Here is a 17,238-nt window from a genome sequence, read left to right on the forward strand (position 1 = left end):
TTAAGATATTTAATAGACTAACTAAAAAGCCATGACTTCCAAGACCTAATATATAACTCTATCGTCGTCGCATAGTTGAATACATTACATACATTTTCATAGTGTGGTTAAATTAGGCTATTTACATTATGGAGCTAAAGTATCATCATATAACTAGTTATGCAACTAAATAGCATAACTACCCATAAATTAATTTTAGGTTACTCTATATAATGAAAAATACGCATTTTAAATTACCCAGCTTTACTCAAGCTATGAGCCAGTTAATAGCACAACCTAGTATTAGTTCATCGCAAGCAAGCTGGGATCAAAGTAACGAAAGTGTCATCAACTTATTAGCCGCTTGGTTTGAAACCCTTGGGTTTGATATTACTATTCAAGCCGTGCCTAACACTAAAGGTAAGTTTAATTTGCTAGCTAAATTAGGCTCTGGCGATGGAGGCTTATTACTTGCGGGCCACAGTGATACCGTTCCTTTTGATGAAAATAGATGGTTATCTGATCCGCTTAAAGTTACTGATAGCGATAACAAACTCTTCGGTCTTGGCAGTTGTGATATGAAAGGCTTCTTTGCATTTATTTTACAAGTTTGCCAGCAAGTAGATCTGAAGTTATTAAAGAAGCCATTATATGTTTTAGCCACCGCGGATGAAGAAACCACCATGGCAGGCGCGCGTTTTTTTGCTAACAGCGGCATTATAAAGCCTGATGTTGCCATTATAGGTGAGCCAACGAATTTGGTGCCGGTAATTATGCATAAGGGGCATATGTCTCATAAAATTAGCATTAAAGGGCAAGCTGGCCATTCCAGTAAACCTGCCAGTGGGGTTAATGCAATTGAAATAATGCATCAAGTTATTGGCGAGTTATTCAAGTTAAGAGAAAAGCTTAACCTAAGTTATCAAAATGAAGCTTTTGATGTTCAAACGCCAACAATGAACTTAGGTGCCATTCATGGTGGCGATAACGCTAATAGAATTTGTGGACATTGTGAACTCGATATTGACATGCGATCTTTACCTGGTATGAAAGACGAAGAATTAGTCTCTTGGTTATCAAAATCATTACAACCTATAGCAGAGAAATACCCTGGTAGATTATCGATCAATGAACTAGACCCAAGCTCGCCAAGTTTTGAACAAACCGCGACAAGTGATTTAGTACTTACTGCAGAAAAGCTTTCAGGACATAGTTGTTGCGCCGTAAATTACGCAACTGAAGCCCCTTTTATTCAACAATTGGGTTGTCAAACTATTGTTATGGGGCCAGGTTCAATTGACCAAGCGCACCAACCTAATGAATATTTAGCTCACAGTGAAATTACAAAAACAGAGCGCTTACTGACAAAAGTAATTCATCACTATTGCTTTTAATTAGATTGTTTTTATAAAGGCTGACAGACTAAAAAAAATGACTAGCATTCAACTATAGCGAATACGATTCCAAAGTTTTTGGTTCACTTTCTGTGTAAAAAACTCGTCTGGCTGCCAACACCGTGGCAATAAATCGAGTTTTTTTCGCTCAAGATAATTTGAAGATAGTAGTTCTAAAATTTCATTCAGCCTTTCTTTGTTAATACTAGAAAACTCTTTCGCAGTTTCTACAAAGTAAAGGTTATTAGTTTTCTTTACGACGAGGTCATGCCCGTGTCCAATAAAGGATAATTGCCGAGTTGCTATACGACATGTTGGCTCATTAGGTACTTCTGGGTAAAGCTGAGTTACAATCGCATATTCGTACCGTACACTTTGTTCCGTATCATTAGGAATATAAATTACACCATATCCTTGCGGGAAATCGCCGGTTATTTGATATAAGCTATCAACGACGCTTCGACAACAATTGCCACGTTCCGCGTTCTGATATAGCGCTTGATAGACTTTCGGCAATAATTTGTAATTATAGTTTTCTTTAGTAGATAAAATAATCGCCGTATATATTTGAGGTATTTTTAATATATTGCCTACACCTAGCTTGGGTTGAATACTACCTTTAAGCAACTGTTTAACAAAGCGTAGTTTATTCGTTTCAACTTTTGTAAAAGTATCTCGCTCTTCTTTAGAGTTTCCTAGATACATGACGATACCAATACCATTAATGAGGTATTTCATCGTTTCACGATAATTAATTTGCAATAAAGCTTTTCGCTCTTCTACTGTTAAACCACGAAAAACATTTTTTGTGCCATCAATACCTTTCATAATTTTCTGGGCATCAGGGTGATAGTTACCTATATCTTGCAGAATGGCCGCCATTAAGATGGGAATTTTTACATGGTCTACAAATTCCAGATACGCTGCTTCGTTCTCACTTCGAAGCTCTTGATAGTTATACCCTGATATTTTACTGAGCTCTTGTGTTAAATAAGCCCCTGATGTAAGTGTTTTTAAGCAAATTTGGTCGAGTAACCTTAAAGAGAGCACGCCTCGATATAAGGGTTTATTCCGCTCATTTACTGAGGCAACCTTGCTTCCTTCTGTTGGCGATAAAAGCTGTATGGTACCAAGCAGTTCTGCCGATTTTTTATTAGTATCGGCACGAGTTTCACCTTCACATATTTCAATTATATCGCGACATATAAGTTGTAAATGCTGAGCTCTTTCGTTACTTTCTTGACGTAAAGCTTGCAGGTAATCACGTTTTTCACGTTCCAAACGCGTCACTTTATTTTTACTCTTCTCGCTACCAATTTTGCTTAATTTGGAGATTTCGGTATTAAGCTTATGAATTTTATTTTGTGCGTTTCCTTCTAATTCATAATAACTAATAGCCCTTTCCAAGACTGAGTCTTTTAAAGGGCTGCGACCATAAATTTTACTGAGTAAAATTTTGACCTTAGCTGTAAAATTAGTATCACCGGCTAAATATTTTGACATTAATTCCATTCAACTAAAAATAATACCTATTGGTATAGTGCTAATACAGTACAACTTTACAATCCTTGAATTGGTTGTAAATCGTGTTATTTAATTTTACATACTCTACTTAACCATAAGCAAAATAATGAAAATATCAATATAAAAGTATAAAAAATAACAAATTACATAATCTTACTAATTAAGGTAATTTAATAACTGCTAACAAACATAGCGGCTACTTTTTTCTGATTAGGCTAGAACGACCAACTTGATAGCAGTCCAGCATTAGAACATACTGTGATAACTATGCCGTAAAGCTCGTTAATCATTAAGGATAATTGATGTCTTCAAGTAACTTTAAAGAAACACTAAAAAGTGTAGGTGCAGCATTTTTTGGTGTTCAAAGTGATAAAAATAGAAAAAGAGATTTTACTCAAGGTAAATTTAGCCATTTTGTTATCGCCGGTATTTTAGCCGTTGTACTTTTTATAACTTCATTAGTCGTTATTGTAAGCTTAGTTATACCAAGTTAAGCATACTCTATGCTTAACTTTATCAGCTGATATTTCAGAGTACCGGCGTTATTTAGTCTATTACTCATTGTAATAGCACTTTATCGTCAGCAGCGTAACTAACGACTATTGTTGATACGTCTAATACAGCTTAGTAAAGTGCAAGAAGTTCAGCGACTTTATTTCGCTTATTGCCTTTTTGGCTAATAGTTCTAGAGACTTCTATCGATTGCTGCTTTTTTGCGTGCTCATATATTTTTCTTGTCCAAATCGTATCGTGGTTACTAATAAGTACTGTAATGTTAGATGTTTTAGCTTTAGTGACTTCTTCAGCAACATTTGCAAGGTCAGCTTGTTCATCTAGGCCAAAACCATTACCTGAATAACTGGTAAAACTTGCTGTTTTACTTAACGGCACGTAAGGCGGATCACAGTAAATCACATCACCTGATTTAGCATGAGCAAAAGTTTGGCGATATCCATCACAAATAAATACAGCTTTCTTAGCTTTTTCAGCAAAAAATATCAGTTCCTCTTCAGGAAAATAAGGGCGTTTATATTTACCAAAAGGCACGTTATAACCACCTGATTTATTATATCTACACAAGCCATTATAACCATGGCGATTCATGTAAAGAAAAACTAAAGATCTAAAGTAGGGATCTGTGCTTTCATTAAACTCTTTACGAAGTTGATAGTATTTTTCAGCCTGATTATATTCAGGTGTAAAAAATCGGCGAGCATCTGCAATAAATTTATCAGGTGTTCGTTGCACGATACGATAAAGATTTACAAGATCTTGATTTATATCGCTCAACAGATATTCGTCGTAATTACTATTGAGAAATACTGAACCAGCGCCAACAAAAGGCTCAATCAGACGATTTCCTTTTGGTAGCATAGAATTTATGACATCGCTTAAAGCGTATTTCCCACCTGCCCACTTTAAAAACGCTCGATGTTTCTTCTTCATGACACCTACAAACTCTAAAAATTAATACCAGATGATTAGTATCTGAAAAGTAAGGGTGAATTGTATCCTGAATTAGTTATTATTGGGAGCTCTGAAATGCATTGATTTCGTTATTAACTATACTCGTTGGCTTGATCCATGGTTGTCTAGACAAAAGCGACACCGGTAAAGTTGATAACGCAGCTTGTGCAGCTGATTTTTCAGCATAAACCTTACTGGTGAATACCATAAGTGGCTGATCATTTAATAGCCGCTGATAAATATGATATTCAATGCTATCTAAGGCCTTTAAATATTCCTGAGGAAGGGCTAAATCACTGAACGCAGATAGTTGGATAACATAACCTGTTTTATCTGCATAAAAGTCATTGTCCACTTGCAAACTATTCGTCCTATTAATCGCTGCTCTAGAAGTTGTGACTGCACTCTGTTCTTCTTGCGGCAATACATTCATTGCATTCTTAATTTGAGTCTCTATTAAAGTATCTGTTTCGTTTGTAGTTATTGCTGAAATAATATCGAATGATGTAGCAGGTAATGGTTCATTTTTCTTAATTACTACTGTCTTAGGGCTTACTAGCGATAAATAAATATCTGCTGGTACAGCCCTCTCATATGTTTTTATTATTTCATCTGTTGTGATATCTGAATTTGATTGACTAACATTTTTACTTTCTATCACCATCGTTTGCGGTTGCGACAAAGTCTTGGTTAGCGATACATTATCTGTACTTAATGCTGTTATTGGTTTCGCAAAGTTAAAGCTGTCTAATTGTAATAGTTTAATCACTAATGCAGATATCAAAATTAAAAGTATTGCTGCACTTAATAGCCATTTATTGCGTTTACTGAAAGACCATTTGATTGAACTTTTTTTAAATATTGTCGAAGTTGGTGAAAGCAACTGCCCTGATTGCGATGATAATAATGAGAGTTTATTATCAAATAAGCTCTTGTTAATAGCAATATTTCTACCCGCTTGTAGTGAACCAAACATAACAACATTTACAGTTAAGTTTGATTTTTTAGCAATTAAAGCTAATTGCGTTAATTCATGTGAAATTTGTAAAGATAAATGCTGAGCTCTATCGAGCACAATGCTGATACTTTGTTTTGATTTTTTTGCTAAATTAATCACACTTACGGCTAACGAAATTTCTGGATCAAAAAGTTCGCCAGTATATAGCTGTTCGATAATACGACAACGAATTTGAATATTGTTGAACTGCGAAGAGAGCGCAACATAAGCAACGTTATGCTGCTCAGGTAAGTTTGCTAAAAGTTGATTAGATATGGTTGTGTTCTGTTCAACGCTTTCGTCAATAACAAGAATAGCTTGCTTTGAAAAACGTAAAATATAATCGATGCGTGCTTGGGCACTAATTTTAGTGACGCTGGTATTATCGTCAGATATATTAATGTTTTTTGTTAACGCCGACATGCTTCACCTATTCTGAATTAATTACAGAATTTGCTGAAGGAGCTCCACGCTAACATCATCGTTGATTTCAGAACGACCTATGGCGGTCGGAAGGATAAATCGAAGTTTACCGGCTAAATTCTTTTTATCGCGACGCATATGACAAATAAATTCATCAAATCCCATATTTTCGGGAGCGATTAACGGTAAATCAAAAGCATTTAGTAAAGCTTCAATACGACGAAGATCTGACACTTCAAGCAAATTCATTGCTACTGAAGTTTTAGCAGCAAGTACCATGCCAGTGGCAACTGCTTCACCATGCAACCAATTACCATAACCTTGATCAGCCTCAATGGCATGGCCAAAGGTGTGACCTAAATTTAATAATGCACGAACACCAGCTTCTGTTTCATCTTCAGCAACTATATTGGCTTTACATTGGCAACAACGTTCAATCATTTGCATTAAGACTTTATTATCACCGGCTTTAATTGCATCTATATGTTGCTCAAGCCAAGTAAAAAACTCACCATCGCCGAGTATGCCATATTTGATCACTTCAGCCATACCTGCGTTAAACTCTCTAACAGGCAATGTAACTAAGCTCGCTAAGTCTATAAAAACAGCCTTAGGTTGATAGAACGCGCCTATCATATTTTTACCTAATGGATGATTTACTGCAGTTTTACCGCCAACAGAGGAATCAACTTGCGACAATACTGTGGTAGGCACTTGAATAAAATCAATACCACGCTGATAGCATGCGGCAGCAAAACCGGTGATATCACCAATAACACCACCACCTAAAGCGATCAAAGTAGTATCTCTACCGTGATTACCCGCGAGTAGATGAGACATTATAAGCTCAAAATTTGCTAAACTTTTCTGAGCTTCGCCATCAGGTAAAACGATTTCATCTACATCGAAATCCTTTAAGCTGGCTTTCATTTGCTCGAGATAAAGTGGTGCAACAATGTTATTACTAACAATGCAAACTCGCTTACTACGGATATGACTAGACAGCAGTTTACTATTTGATAGTAACCCGCTGTCTATATAGATTGGGTAGCTGCGTTTGCCAAGCTTAACTTGAAGAGTGGTCATAAGTATTATGTTTAAAAGTCTAAACGTTCTACTATTTTACTTGCAACAACCTTCGCGCTTTGGTCATCCGTTTGCACAATAACATCGGCAATTTCTTCATATAACGGATTTCGCTCAACAGCTAGGTTTTCAAGTACAGTTCTTGGTTCTTCATCAGTTTGGAGAAGCGGACGACGACGGTCTCTTTGCGTACGTGCAACTTGTTTATCTATCGTGGTTTCTAGATAAACAACAATACCGCGTGCTGATAAGCGATTGCGTACTTGTGGGCTGATCACAGATCCACCGCCAGTAGCTAAAACAATACCCTGTTTTTCACTTAAGTCTTCAATGACTGATTCTTCTCTTAGTCGAAAGCCTTCTTCGCCTTCTAGATCAAAAACCCATGCGATATCTGCACCAGTACGGCGCTCAATTTCTTGATCGGAATCAAAAAACTCTAAATGTAGCTTATCTGCTAATTCTCTACCAATGGTGCTTTTGCCTGCGCCCATTGGGCCTACAAGGAAAATATTACGTTTTTCTGCCATTAGATTAATTAATACTCGTTTATTTATTACGTGAACAGGTAAGAGGGAACCTCCCTCGAAAATTTCAAGGGCGCAATTATCGCAATTGTTGGGTACAAATTGCAAGCATGTAAGGTGAAAACACCACCTTACATGCAAATTAACTTAAAATCTTTCCGTAACTATGCGTGGTGTAACGAATATTAGTAGTTCTTTCTTCTCATTGAAGTTACTACTATTCCTAAACATCCAACCAAAATATGGAATATCACCTAAAACAGGTACCTTTGATACAGAACTAATAATTTGTTGCTGATAAATACCACCTAGTACGATTGTTTCGCCATTATTAACCAATACCTGTGTGCCGATACGCTGAGTATCAATAGCTGGTGCTGTGCCATTTGAAACATCAGATACCGTATCTTGCGTTACCACAAGGTCCAAAATAATTCTGTCATCCGGTGTAATGTGAGGTGTTACCGTTAAACTTAGTACCGCTTTTTTAAACTGAGTTGATGTTGCACCACTAGAAGCCGCTTCTTGGTAAGGTATCTCAACACCTTGCTCAATGTAGGCTTCTTTTTGATTTGCCGTAGTTATGCGCGGACTGGCAATTATTTCGCCTTTGTTTTCTTTTTCCATCGCACTCAATTCAAGATCTAATATAGTACCATCGGCTAAACGCGCAACTTGAAATGCAATACTTCCCGCAGGGTTAGCTACAGGTAAATTAACATTAAGTCGATCGCTTAAAGAAGGTATTATGCCATTACCTGCATTATCGGCGCCCGTTAATGAACCTGATGTTGAAGAGTCTGAACCTGTATCCGTAACACCCCAGCGAATACCTAACTCTTCGTTAATATTATCTTTTACCGTTACCATACGAGATTCAATAATAACTTGGCGAACAGGAATATCTAATACCGAAACCATACGTTTAATATCTTCAATACTGGTTGCCGTATCGCGAATTAATAAGGTATTGGTTCTTTCATCAACACTAACGCTTCCGCGTAGCGATAATATGCTGTTTTCTTCATTCTTTATTAGGGCCGCAAACTCTGCTGCTTTAGCATAATTTACTTGTACATATTCTGAATATAACGGCGCTAATTCTTCAACTTGTTGCTGTGCTTGTAAGTCTCTAGCTTCTCGAGCGGCTAATTCATCGCTTGGTGCAACCATTAAAATGTTGCCTTCCATGCGTTTATCTAAGCCTTTAACTTTTAAAATTATATCGAGTGCTTGGTCCCAAGGAACACCATCTAGTCGTAAGGTAATATTGCCCGCAACGGTGTCACTGGTCACTAAGTTAAAGCCATTATAATCAGCAACTATTTGTAATACGGTACGTACGGAAATATCCTGAAAGTTTAATGAGATAGCTCTGCCACTAAAAGTTTCTTCTTCACCTAAATAACCATCTTGTTTAACTTTAGCATTTACCGTTAATGAAAATACATCATTGAATTGTTGATGTTTGTACTCAAATGGGCCGTTAATATCAACAACTAAACGTGCATTACGCCCTTCTCTAAATGTTTCTATTCCGGTAACCAAGGTACCAAAATCAGTCACATCTAATTTATAAATATAGTCATCTAAAATCTCAGTGTTATGAAATTCAATGTAAAGCTTGCCAAGTTTATCACTTACGTCAACCGCTACTTTGCTATCAATAAGTTTAACCAATAATTGCGCTTCATTTTCTTGACCACGTTTAAAATCAATATTATCTATTTGATTGATAAAACCATGCCCAAGCGGAATTAACTGTGTTACCGATTGATTTACTTGACCTGTATTTAAAGTTAAAGCAAAAGTATTGTCTTTTTGCACTACATCAAAAACTGACAAATGTTGCAAATTAACGTCAGCAACCACTTTTCCAGCTATTTTTTGTACTTGAATATTATTAACGCCAGCGTGATCGATCAGTGTTTCAGCAACCGTAGGGCTAAATTGATCTGCATCAAAGGTAATTCTAACCTGCGCAGGTGACATCGAAGTACTAACTTCGGGTTGTACAACAATCTTATCTGAAAGCTCAAATACCAGTTCAATTTCATTATTTTGAATAGTGTTATAGCTGATGCCTGTTAATTCACTTGCCCAAGAAAAAGTGCTAAAGGCACATAAATAAGCGATTGTAACTAACTTCATTTTTTTGAAATGTGTCATAAGATTATCATTTTTTATTTTATTAAATAGCAACATTAATTCCTTTGCCCCTCTGCACTTGTCTGCGTCATGGTAACGACAGTTTCACGCTCAACCCAGCACCCAGCGCCATCTGGGATTAACTCTAATACTTTTACATTATCTTGGCTTACCGTGGTAATTTTACCGTGATTTAACCCTACGTAGCTACCAACAGCAACTCTATGTAAAGTGCTGTCAGACGCTTCTACGAGTGCCCATGTAACACCTAGCTCACCTAGCGTGCCACGCATCACTAAACTACTCAGAGAATATTTTTCTAACGGCTGTTTTCTTCTACGCGGATCTGGACTTAAACAACCTGACATTTGTTGAATTTTTTCTTGAATAGCTTCTGGTTTAGGTACGTCAAATGGACTACGTAAAACATCAGCAGAGTAATCAAAATGGTCAAAAACCCTAACTTCTGGCATCGGCTCAATTGTATTGCTGGTGCCTGATTGTACTGTAGCAATATGTTGTTTTAAATCGTCAGTGTCACTAAAACAGCCAGTTAGCATAACAGCACTTAATAAAATTAATTTTTTCATTACTCTGCAGCCTCCCTATAACGGTAGGTTTTAGCCTGAAGCTTTAACTTTAAATCACCTGATGCTTGTTTTTGTAAATTAATGTCGAAGTCGTGCAATGTAACAATACGTGGTAGCCCAGCAATTCTACTTACGAATTGACCAAACTCATGATAAGAGCCTATGACTTCTATATCGATAGGTAACTCAATATAAATCTCTTGCTCTATTTCTGGTTGCCAATTCAATTTTACAAAATCAAGGCCGGTTGTTGTGCCAACAAAAGTTATATCATCAAGTAAGCCAGGTGTTTCATGACTTTCTGGCAAACTTTTTAATTGATTAGCAAACATCGCTTCTGCTTCTATCATTTGTTGTTCAAACAACTCTAAATTAGCGGCGATATGATATTTAGCTTGATATTGTTGTTTTAGTGTCGTCTCTTCTAAAGTTACACGTTCTAGTTGTTTAATTTGATCACTGATCATTAAAACGTAACCTAAACCTAACACTAAAATAACTAAGAATATCGATAATACAATTTTAGCCGCCTTCGGCCATTGTCCAATATTATCAAGCTCTAAGCCATCAAATTGCTCCATAAATTCCGATAAGTCAAAATTCATTATGGCGCTCCTTGATTAGTAGATTCATTTAAATTAATCAAACCTTTGATTCGAACACGCATTTTAAAATCACTTAATAATTTACTTTTCGCATCGTTTGAAGTTATAGACTCAAGTATCGCATCTTCAAATAAATCAGAGCTTTCTATTTCCCTGATCATATTCGCTAAATGGTTATTTGATTCACTTTTGCCGATAATATTTAAACTGTTACCTTGCTTTTCCAAACGTGTAAGGTATATACCATTTGGTACCACTTTTGCAATTTCGTCTAAAACTTGTGTACCTACATTTCGACTACGTTGTAATTGTTCAACAACACTTGTGCGCTTTTGAAGTTCTTTTTTCTTTTCGTTAAGCGATTTTATTTTTGAAATGCGTAAGTCTAAAATTTGTATTTCGTTTTGTAAAAATTGATTACGTTGTTGCTGGCCATCAATTCGCATCTGATAAAATTGATTTACAGAGAACACAATTACAAACGCTACTAAGGCGACGACAGTTAAAACAGTGAAATACTCACGTTGTTTAGCTTTTTCGGCTTCTTCGCGCCATGGTAATAGATTTATATATGCCATGGTGTAAAACTCCTTAACGCTAAACCTGCTGCTACCATAAAGCGTGGTGCAGTTTTCGCTAATTCTTCTTTATTAATTAAACTCGAAATTTCCATACCGGTAAATGGGTTAGCAATTACGGTATGAATTCCTAACTCCTCAGTGAGCAGTTGTTCTACACCCTCAACTAAGGCACTACCACCTGAAATGACTAAATAATCAATTTTTGCTTTACCACTCGTTGTAAGAAACATTTGAATCGCGCGACGAATTTGTTGAACTAAAATGGTATGAAATGGAGCTAAAACTTCAAAAGTGTAGTTAGGGGGAAGATCATCGGTTAATTTAGCTATTTCAGCTTCTTCAAACGATTTATTATAATAAGAGACAATTGAGCGTGTATATTGCTCGCCGCCAAACAATTGATCTCGGCTATAAATATGATTACCTGCCTCGGTGACTGAAAATAAAGTCATTGTTGCGCCAAGATCTACAGTAGCTATGACTTTATCAGCGGCATCATCGGGCAATTGGTTTAAGGTTAAATCATACGTTCTACTAATAGCGTATGATTCAACGTCAATAACTTTGGTATCAAAGCCACCTGCCTCTAAAGCTGCCACTCTTGCTTCTACAGATTCAGTTCGCGCTGCGCTCAGTAATACGTTAATTTTACTTGGATCAGACTCATTAATATCAAGTGACTCAAAATCTAAGCTTACTTCATCAAGTGGGTATGGGATCAGGCTGTCTGCTTCAATTTCTATTTGGCTTGCTAATTCTTGCTCATTTAAGGAAACATCCATATAAATGATCTTAGTAATAACCGTTTGACCCGAAACAGCTGAAGCTGCGAGCCCCACCGAAGATGATATTTTTTTTCTTATTTTAGCGACCACTTTACCGACAGCGTCAATATCTTGAATTTCTCTATCAACAATGGCGCCTCTTGGCATTGGCTCAATCGCGACAGTTTCGAGGACGTATCCGCCTTCATTTTGGTTCAGCAAAACAGCTTTAATAGAGTGAGAACCAATGTCAATTCCAACCATTAAGGAGGTCTTTTTTTTCCATAAACTACTTAACATAGAATCCTACTAGAACATTTTATTATAATAATATTAGGTAAAAAATTGGTATAAATACATTTATTACATGCTTTTACAGGATATACTAGTACTATTACACCAATTTTATAACTTTTATCGAGCATTTTTTTGTGTTTTCTATAAAAAACCTGTTTAAAACGGGTGCTGTGTTGATATTTATCGGATTTTTAGCACTCGCCGGAATTTATCTCTCAATGCGCTCGAGTTTGCCGAGTGTTGAATCACTGAAAGATTTGCAATGGCAAACGCCAATGCAAATTTTTAGTTCAGATGGCAAACTCATTTCTCAATTCGGTGAAAAGAAAAGAATTCCTTTAACCTTAGATGAGATGCCGCAGCAATTAATTAATGCGATATTAGCAACTGAGGATGACCGTTTTTATTTGCATTTTGGTGTTGACCCTATCGGTATGGGCCGAGCCATTATTGGTCAATTAACCGGGCAAAATAGAGGTGGTGCAAGTACCATTACCATGCAGGTTGCTCGAAACTTTTTTCTTACCCGTGAACAGACTTATGTACGAAAAATTAGAGAAATATTTATTTCTTTTCACATTGAGAGTTTATTAACTAAAGATGAAATACTTACGCTCTATATGAACAAAATTTCATTAGGCCATCGATCTTTTGGTTTTGGTGCTGCTGCGCAAGTATATTACGGAAAAGAAGTAAAAGAGTTAACGCTCGCACAAATTGCCGTTTTAGCAGGTCTACCAAAAGCCCCTTCCACATTGAACCCTATTAGTCGTCCTGATAGAGCATTGAAACGCCGAGCTGTGGTATTACAAAGAATGTATGTGGCAGGATATATTACCTCAGAGCAATTATCCGCTGCAAATCAAGAGCCTGTTACAGCAGTTAAGCATGGTGCAGAAATTGAATTAAGCGCACCATATATTGCCGAAATGGCGCATCAAGAAATGGTTGATCGTTTTGGCAAAGAAGCGGCATATACCGGTGGCTATAAAGTATTTACAACCGTAACATCAAAATTACAAGCTGCAGCCCAAGAAGCCGTTGTAAATAACATTTTTGCATACGACCAGCGTCATGGTTACCGAGGACCTTTAGCAACGATACGCCCTGCTGATGAAATGGTAACGACCGCAATGGCATCAGATAACACCCAAATAAAACCTATAACAGCTAATGAAACAATTGAAGCGCTTTCATCATTTGATAGTTATCATTCAATTGTACCGGCTGTTGTAACACAAGTAATGGAGCAATCAGCTAAAGTTAGACTTCAAGATGGCTCAGAGGTAAATATTGATTGGCAGGGTCTTGCTTGGGCCAGAGCTTATATCAATGACGACAAACAAGCAGCACCGCCTTCGTTAGCTAAGGAAATTTTGACTACAGGCGATATTGTAATGGTTTCAGCCGTTGAATCAGGTTATCGATTAAGCCAATTGCCCGAAGTTAGCGCCGCATTAGTATCGCTTGCCACTGATAATGGCGCCATAAAAGCTGCAGTTGGTGGTTTTAGTTTTAATCAAAGTCAATTTAATCGAGTCACCCAAGCTAAGCGACAAGTCGGTTCTAATATAAAACCTTTTATATACTCCGCTGCCCTTGAAAACGGTTATAACTTGGCATCAATAGTTAATGATGCTCCTATTAATCAGTGGGATCGTAGTTCAGGTGTTGTTTGGCGACCGAAAAACTCACCGCCGGTTTATAATGGTGAAATACGATTTAGGTTAGCGTTAGCACAATCGAAAAACGTTATAGCCGTTCGTCTCCTAAGAGAAGTTGGTCTCGACAAGATCATACCTTATTTGGCTACTTTTGGTTTTAATCCAAACGACTTACCACGTAATGAATCTTTAGCATTAGGCTCAGCCTCTTTAACACCATTAGAAGTAGCTACTGGCTTTGCAACTTTTGCCAATGGTGGTTTTTTAATTAAGCCTTATTTAATTGAGCGTATTGAAGATTCATTTGGCAAAGTATTATTTCAAGCGAACCCAGCCATAGCCTGTGATAATTGTGATGAGTCAATCGATAAAGTTTCAGAATCATCAAATGCACCTTTAAACAGCGAAGACATTTTTAATTTAAATACTTCTGATAGTTTTGATGATTTAGCGCTTGCTACTCCTCCGATAAATAAAGCACCTAGAATAATTAGTGCACAGAATGCCTTTTTAATAACAGAAGCACTTAATTCAGCTATTTGGGGTGCAGATTGGAATATTAAACCGTTTTGGCAAGGTACCGGGTTTCGTGCTCGTGTCTTAAAACGTCGCGATATCGCCGGTAAAACAGGCACAACTAATGAAGCAAAAGATGCATGGTTCTCAGGTTACAGTCGCAGAATAGTTACAACCTCATGGATTGGGTTTGACAATCCGAGCCGAAACCTTGGACAATCGAGCTATAACAGTAATCTTGATAAAGACCAAACCACAGGTAAAGAGTTCGGAGCGAAATCAGCACAACCTACCTGGATAAACTTTATGAAGGTGGCATTAACTGAGTTTCCTGTTGAGCCTTTTGAGCAACCTGAAGCGCTATTGTCTGTACGTATAGACAAAGCATCAGGAAAATTAACCACTAAAACCGATAAATCTAGCCGTTTTGAGTATTTTGAATTAGGTACGGCACCTACTGAATATATAAGACAAGATATCAGTAGTGAAATTCTTGACGGCGAAGATGCCGTCATCAATGTTGAAGATAGTATTTTCGACTAGTTCCAACAAATGTTGATCTTTCATACTAGCTAATTCGAAAGCTATTGAATGTTTGAAAGGTCAACAAACCTCACGATAAGTTTCGTTATATAACAATTCAAACTCAAAATTTGTTTCTATTCGAAATTTATCCCGAATATTTTATTTATTTATACCCTGCAACAATCCTAATCAAACTAAAAATTCTTGACCATATAGTCAAACGCAAACAATACACAAACCTTTGATTCAAAACAAATAATGCACCACCCCTTACATTAAGCACCATTTAGAAATTTTTTCTGCATCCTATTATCTTTATACTTATGCCTGTAAATTATGAAAGTAAGTATGAAAACTTTCAAAACGAAAGAAAAAACGCTTTCGTTTTGCTGATTGATCGCATAAAATTATCCTCCAAACTCGGAACACCGAAACTAAACATTTAATTATCGTCATAATTTTAGGAGCGAATTCGCAATGGCAGCTTTAGAAAACTCAATCGATTTATCTTCATACGGCATCAATAATGTTGCAGAGATAGTTTACAATCCTTCTTATGAGTTACTCTTTGCTGAGGAAACTAGATCAGACCTCACAGGTTGTGATAAAGGCATTGTTACCGAACTTGGCGCAGTTTCAGTTGATACTGGAATTTTTACCGGCCGCTCTCCAAAAGATAAATACATTGTTCTTGACGATACTACCCGTGATACGGTTTGGTGGTCAGATCAAGGTAAAAACGACAATAAGCCCATGACACAAGAAACTTGGGACAGTTTAAAAGGCCTAGTAACTGAACAATTGTCAGGTAAGCGTTTATTTGTTGTTGATACCTACTGTGGTGCGGATGAATCTACACGCTTAAAAGTACGTTTTATTACTGAAGTTGCTTGGCAAGCTCATTTTGTTAAAAATATGTTTATTCGCCCAAGCGATGATGAGTTGAAAACTTACGAACCTGATTTCATCGTAATGAATGGTGCAAAAGCTGTTAACCCTAACTGGCAAGAGCAAGGTTTAAATTCTGAAAATTTCGTGGCCTTTAACCTTACTGAGCGTGTTCAGTTAATTGGTGGCACTTGGTACGGCGGCGAAATGAAAAAAGGTATGTTCTCAATGATGAACTACCTATTACCTTTAAAAGGCATAGCATCTATGCACTGTAGTGCTAACGTTGGTGAAGATGGCGATACAGCCGTGTTCTTCGGTCTTTCTGGTACGGGTAAAACTACGCTTTCAACTGATCCTAAGCGCCAATTAATTGGTGATGATGAACATGGTTGGGATGAAAACGGTGTATTTAACTTTGAAGGTGGTTGTTACGCTAAAACCATTAATTTGAGTAAAGAAAACGAACCTGACATCTACAATGCTATTCGTCGCGATGCATTATTAGAAAACGTTACGGTTAACGAAAAAGGTCAAATTGACTTTGACGATAACTCAAAAACAGAAAACACCCGTGTTTCTTACCCTATTCATCACATTGATAATATTGTTAAGCCGGTTTCTCGTGCAGGTCATGCCAAAAAAGTTATTTTCTTAACTGCAGATGCTTTTGGTGTATTACCTCCAGTTGCCAAGTTAACACCAGCGCAAACTGAATATTACTTCTTATCTGGTTTCACAGCCAAATTAGCGGGTACAGAGCGCGGTATTACTGAGCCAACACCAACTTTCTCAAGCTGTTTTGGTGCTGCATTTTTAAGCTTACACCCAACGCAATATGCGGAAGTATTACGTAACCGCATGCAAGCTGTTGGTGCAGAAGCTTACTTGGTTAATACCGGTTGGAATGGCACCGGCAAGCGTATATCAATTAAAGATACGCGTGCAATTATCGATGCTATTTTAGATGGCTCAATTGACGATGCACAAACACAAGTTTTACCTTTATTTAATTTAGATATCCCAACCAGCATTGAAGGTGTTGACGATAACATTTTAGATCCTCGTAATACTTATGCCCAAGCCGATCAATGGCAAGGTAAAGCTGCTGACTTAGCTAAACGCTTTGTAAATAACTTTGATAAGTTTACTGATACTGATAACGGTAAATCATTGGTTGCAGCTGGCCCAAAACTGTAATTAAGCCCGTTTTACAATAGCGAAAAACTTAAAAACCGTCGAATATTCGACGGTTTTTTTATC

General features: G+C 37.0%; 14 protein-coding genes. 4 read left to right on the forward strand and 10 right to left on the reverse strand.

The window, feature by feature from the left end:
* The first annotated feature begins 212 nt into the window (after positions 1 to 212).
* Positions 213 to 1,373 (forward strand): acetylornithine deacetylase, encoded by a 1,161-nt coding sequence (argE, locus tag AC27H3_RS08760; RefSeq protein ID WP_487105411.1) that lies wholly within the window; start codon positions 213 to 215, stop codon positions 1,371 to 1,373.
* 48 nt (positions 1,374 to 1,421) lie between these two features.
* On the opposite strand, the gene AC27H3_RS08765 is transcribed toward argE, so the two are convergent.
* Positions 1,422 to 2,876: a hypothetical protein gene (locus tag AC27H3_RS08765; RefSeq protein ID WP_487105413.1), complete on the reverse strand. Its 1,455-nt coding sequence runs from the start codon at positions 2,874 to 2,876 to the stop codon at positions 1,422 to 1,424.
* 323 nt (positions 2,877 to 3,199) lie between these two features.
* Between AC27H3_RS08765 and AC27H3_RS08770 the strand changes: the two genes are divergently transcribed.
* A complete protein-coding gene (locus AC27H3_RS08770) occupies positions 3,200 to 3,391 on the forward strand; it encodes a DUF2970 domain-containing protein (RefSeq protein ID WP_487105415.1) in 192 nt (63 codons plus the stop codon).
* Between the two features lie 130 nt (positions 3,392 to 3,521).
* Here AC27H3_RS08770 and AC27H3_RS08775 read toward each other — a convergent pair whose 3' ends face one another.
* The 9 genes from AC27H3_RS08775 to AC27H3_RS08815 form a co-directional block, all read right to left on the reverse strand.
* Positions 3,522 to 4,343 carry a Dam family site-specific DNA-(adenine-N6)-methyltransferase gene (locus AC27H3_RS08775; RefSeq protein ID WP_487105417.1) on the reverse strand — a complete coding sequence of 274 codons (822 nt, stop codon included), beginning with the start codon at positions 4,341 to 4,343 and terminating at the stop codon, positions 3,522 to 3,524.
* A 79-nt stretch (positions 4,344 to 4,422) separates the two neighbouring features.
* The gene (locus tag AC27H3_RS08780) at positions 4,423 to 5,784 is read right to left on the reverse strand and encodes a hypothetical protein (RefSeq protein ID WP_487105419.1); all 1,362 of its coding nucleotides are present in this window, start codon (positions 5,782 to 5,784) and stop codon (positions 4,423 to 4,425) included.
* Between the two features lie 21 nt (positions 5,785 to 5,805).
* On the reverse strand, positions 5,806 to 6,870 hold the full coding sequence (aroB, locus tag AC27H3_RS08785) for a 3-dehydroquinate synthase (protein ID WP_487105421.1): 1,065 nt from the start codon (positions 6,868 to 6,870) through the stop codon (positions 5,806 to 5,808).
* An 11-nt stretch (positions 6,871 to 6,881) separates the two neighbouring features.
* Positions 6,882 to 7,400, reverse strand: a complete 519-nt coding sequence (aroK, locus tag AC27H3_RS08790) for a shikimate kinase AroK (RefSeq protein ID WP_085303335.1) — start codon at positions 7,398 to 7,400, stop codon at positions 6,882 to 6,884.
* A 144-nt stretch (positions 7,401 to 7,544) separates the two neighbouring features.
* Positions 7,545 to 9,566 (reverse strand): type IV pilus secretin PilQ, encoded by a 2,022-nt coding sequence (locus tag AC27H3_RS08795; protein WP_487105424.1) that lies wholly within the window; start codon positions 9,564 to 9,566, stop codon positions 7,545 to 7,547.
* A 35-nt stretch (positions 9,567 to 9,601) separates the two neighbouring features.
* Positions 9,602 to 10,135, reverse strand: a complete 534-nt coding sequence (locus AC27H3_RS08800) for a pilus assembly protein PilP (protein WP_487105426.1) — start codon at positions 10,133 to 10,135, stop codon at positions 9,602 to 9,604.
* Entirely contained in the window at positions 10,135 to 10,740 is a 606-nt protein-coding gene (locus tag AC27H3_RS08805) for a type IV pilus inner membrane component PilO (protein ID WP_487105428.1), read from the reverse strand. The genes AC27H3_RS08800 and AC27H3_RS08805 overlap by 1 nt, the downstream gene beginning before the upstream one ends.
* A complete protein-coding gene (locus AC27H3_RS08810; protein WP_487105429.1) occupies positions 10,740 to 11,318 on the reverse strand; it encodes a PilN domain-containing protein in 579 nt (192 codons plus the stop codon). Before AC27H3_RS08810 ends, AC27H3_RS08805 begins: the two co-directional genes overlap by 1 nt.
* Positions 11,306 to 12,385, reverse strand: coding sequence for a pilus assembly protein PilM (locus AC27H3_RS08815; RefSeq protein WP_487105431.1), 1,080 nt, complete (start codon positions 12,383 to 12,385; stop codon positions 11,306 to 11,308). Before AC27H3_RS08815 ends, AC27H3_RS08810 begins: the two co-directional genes overlap by 13 nt.
* 131 nt (positions 12,386 to 12,516) lie before the next feature.
* Between AC27H3_RS08815 and AC27H3_RS08820 the strand changes: the two genes are divergently transcribed.
* Positions 12,517 to 15,105, forward strand: a complete 2,589-nt coding sequence (locus AC27H3_RS08820) for a penicillin-binding protein 1A (protein WP_487105433.1) — start codon at positions 12,517 to 12,519, stop codon at positions 15,103 to 15,105.
* Positions 15,106 to 15,564: 459 nt separating this feature from the next.
* A complete protein-coding gene (pckA, locus tag AC27H3_RS08825; protein ID WP_487105435.1) occupies positions 15,565 to 17,175 on the forward strand; it encodes a phosphoenolpyruvate carboxykinase (ATP) in 1,611 nt (536 codons plus the stop codon).
* The last annotated feature ends 63 nt before the right edge of the window (positions 17,176 to 17,238 follow it).

It is taken from the genome of Colwellia sp. NW0002-52-1, assembly GCF_057550865.1.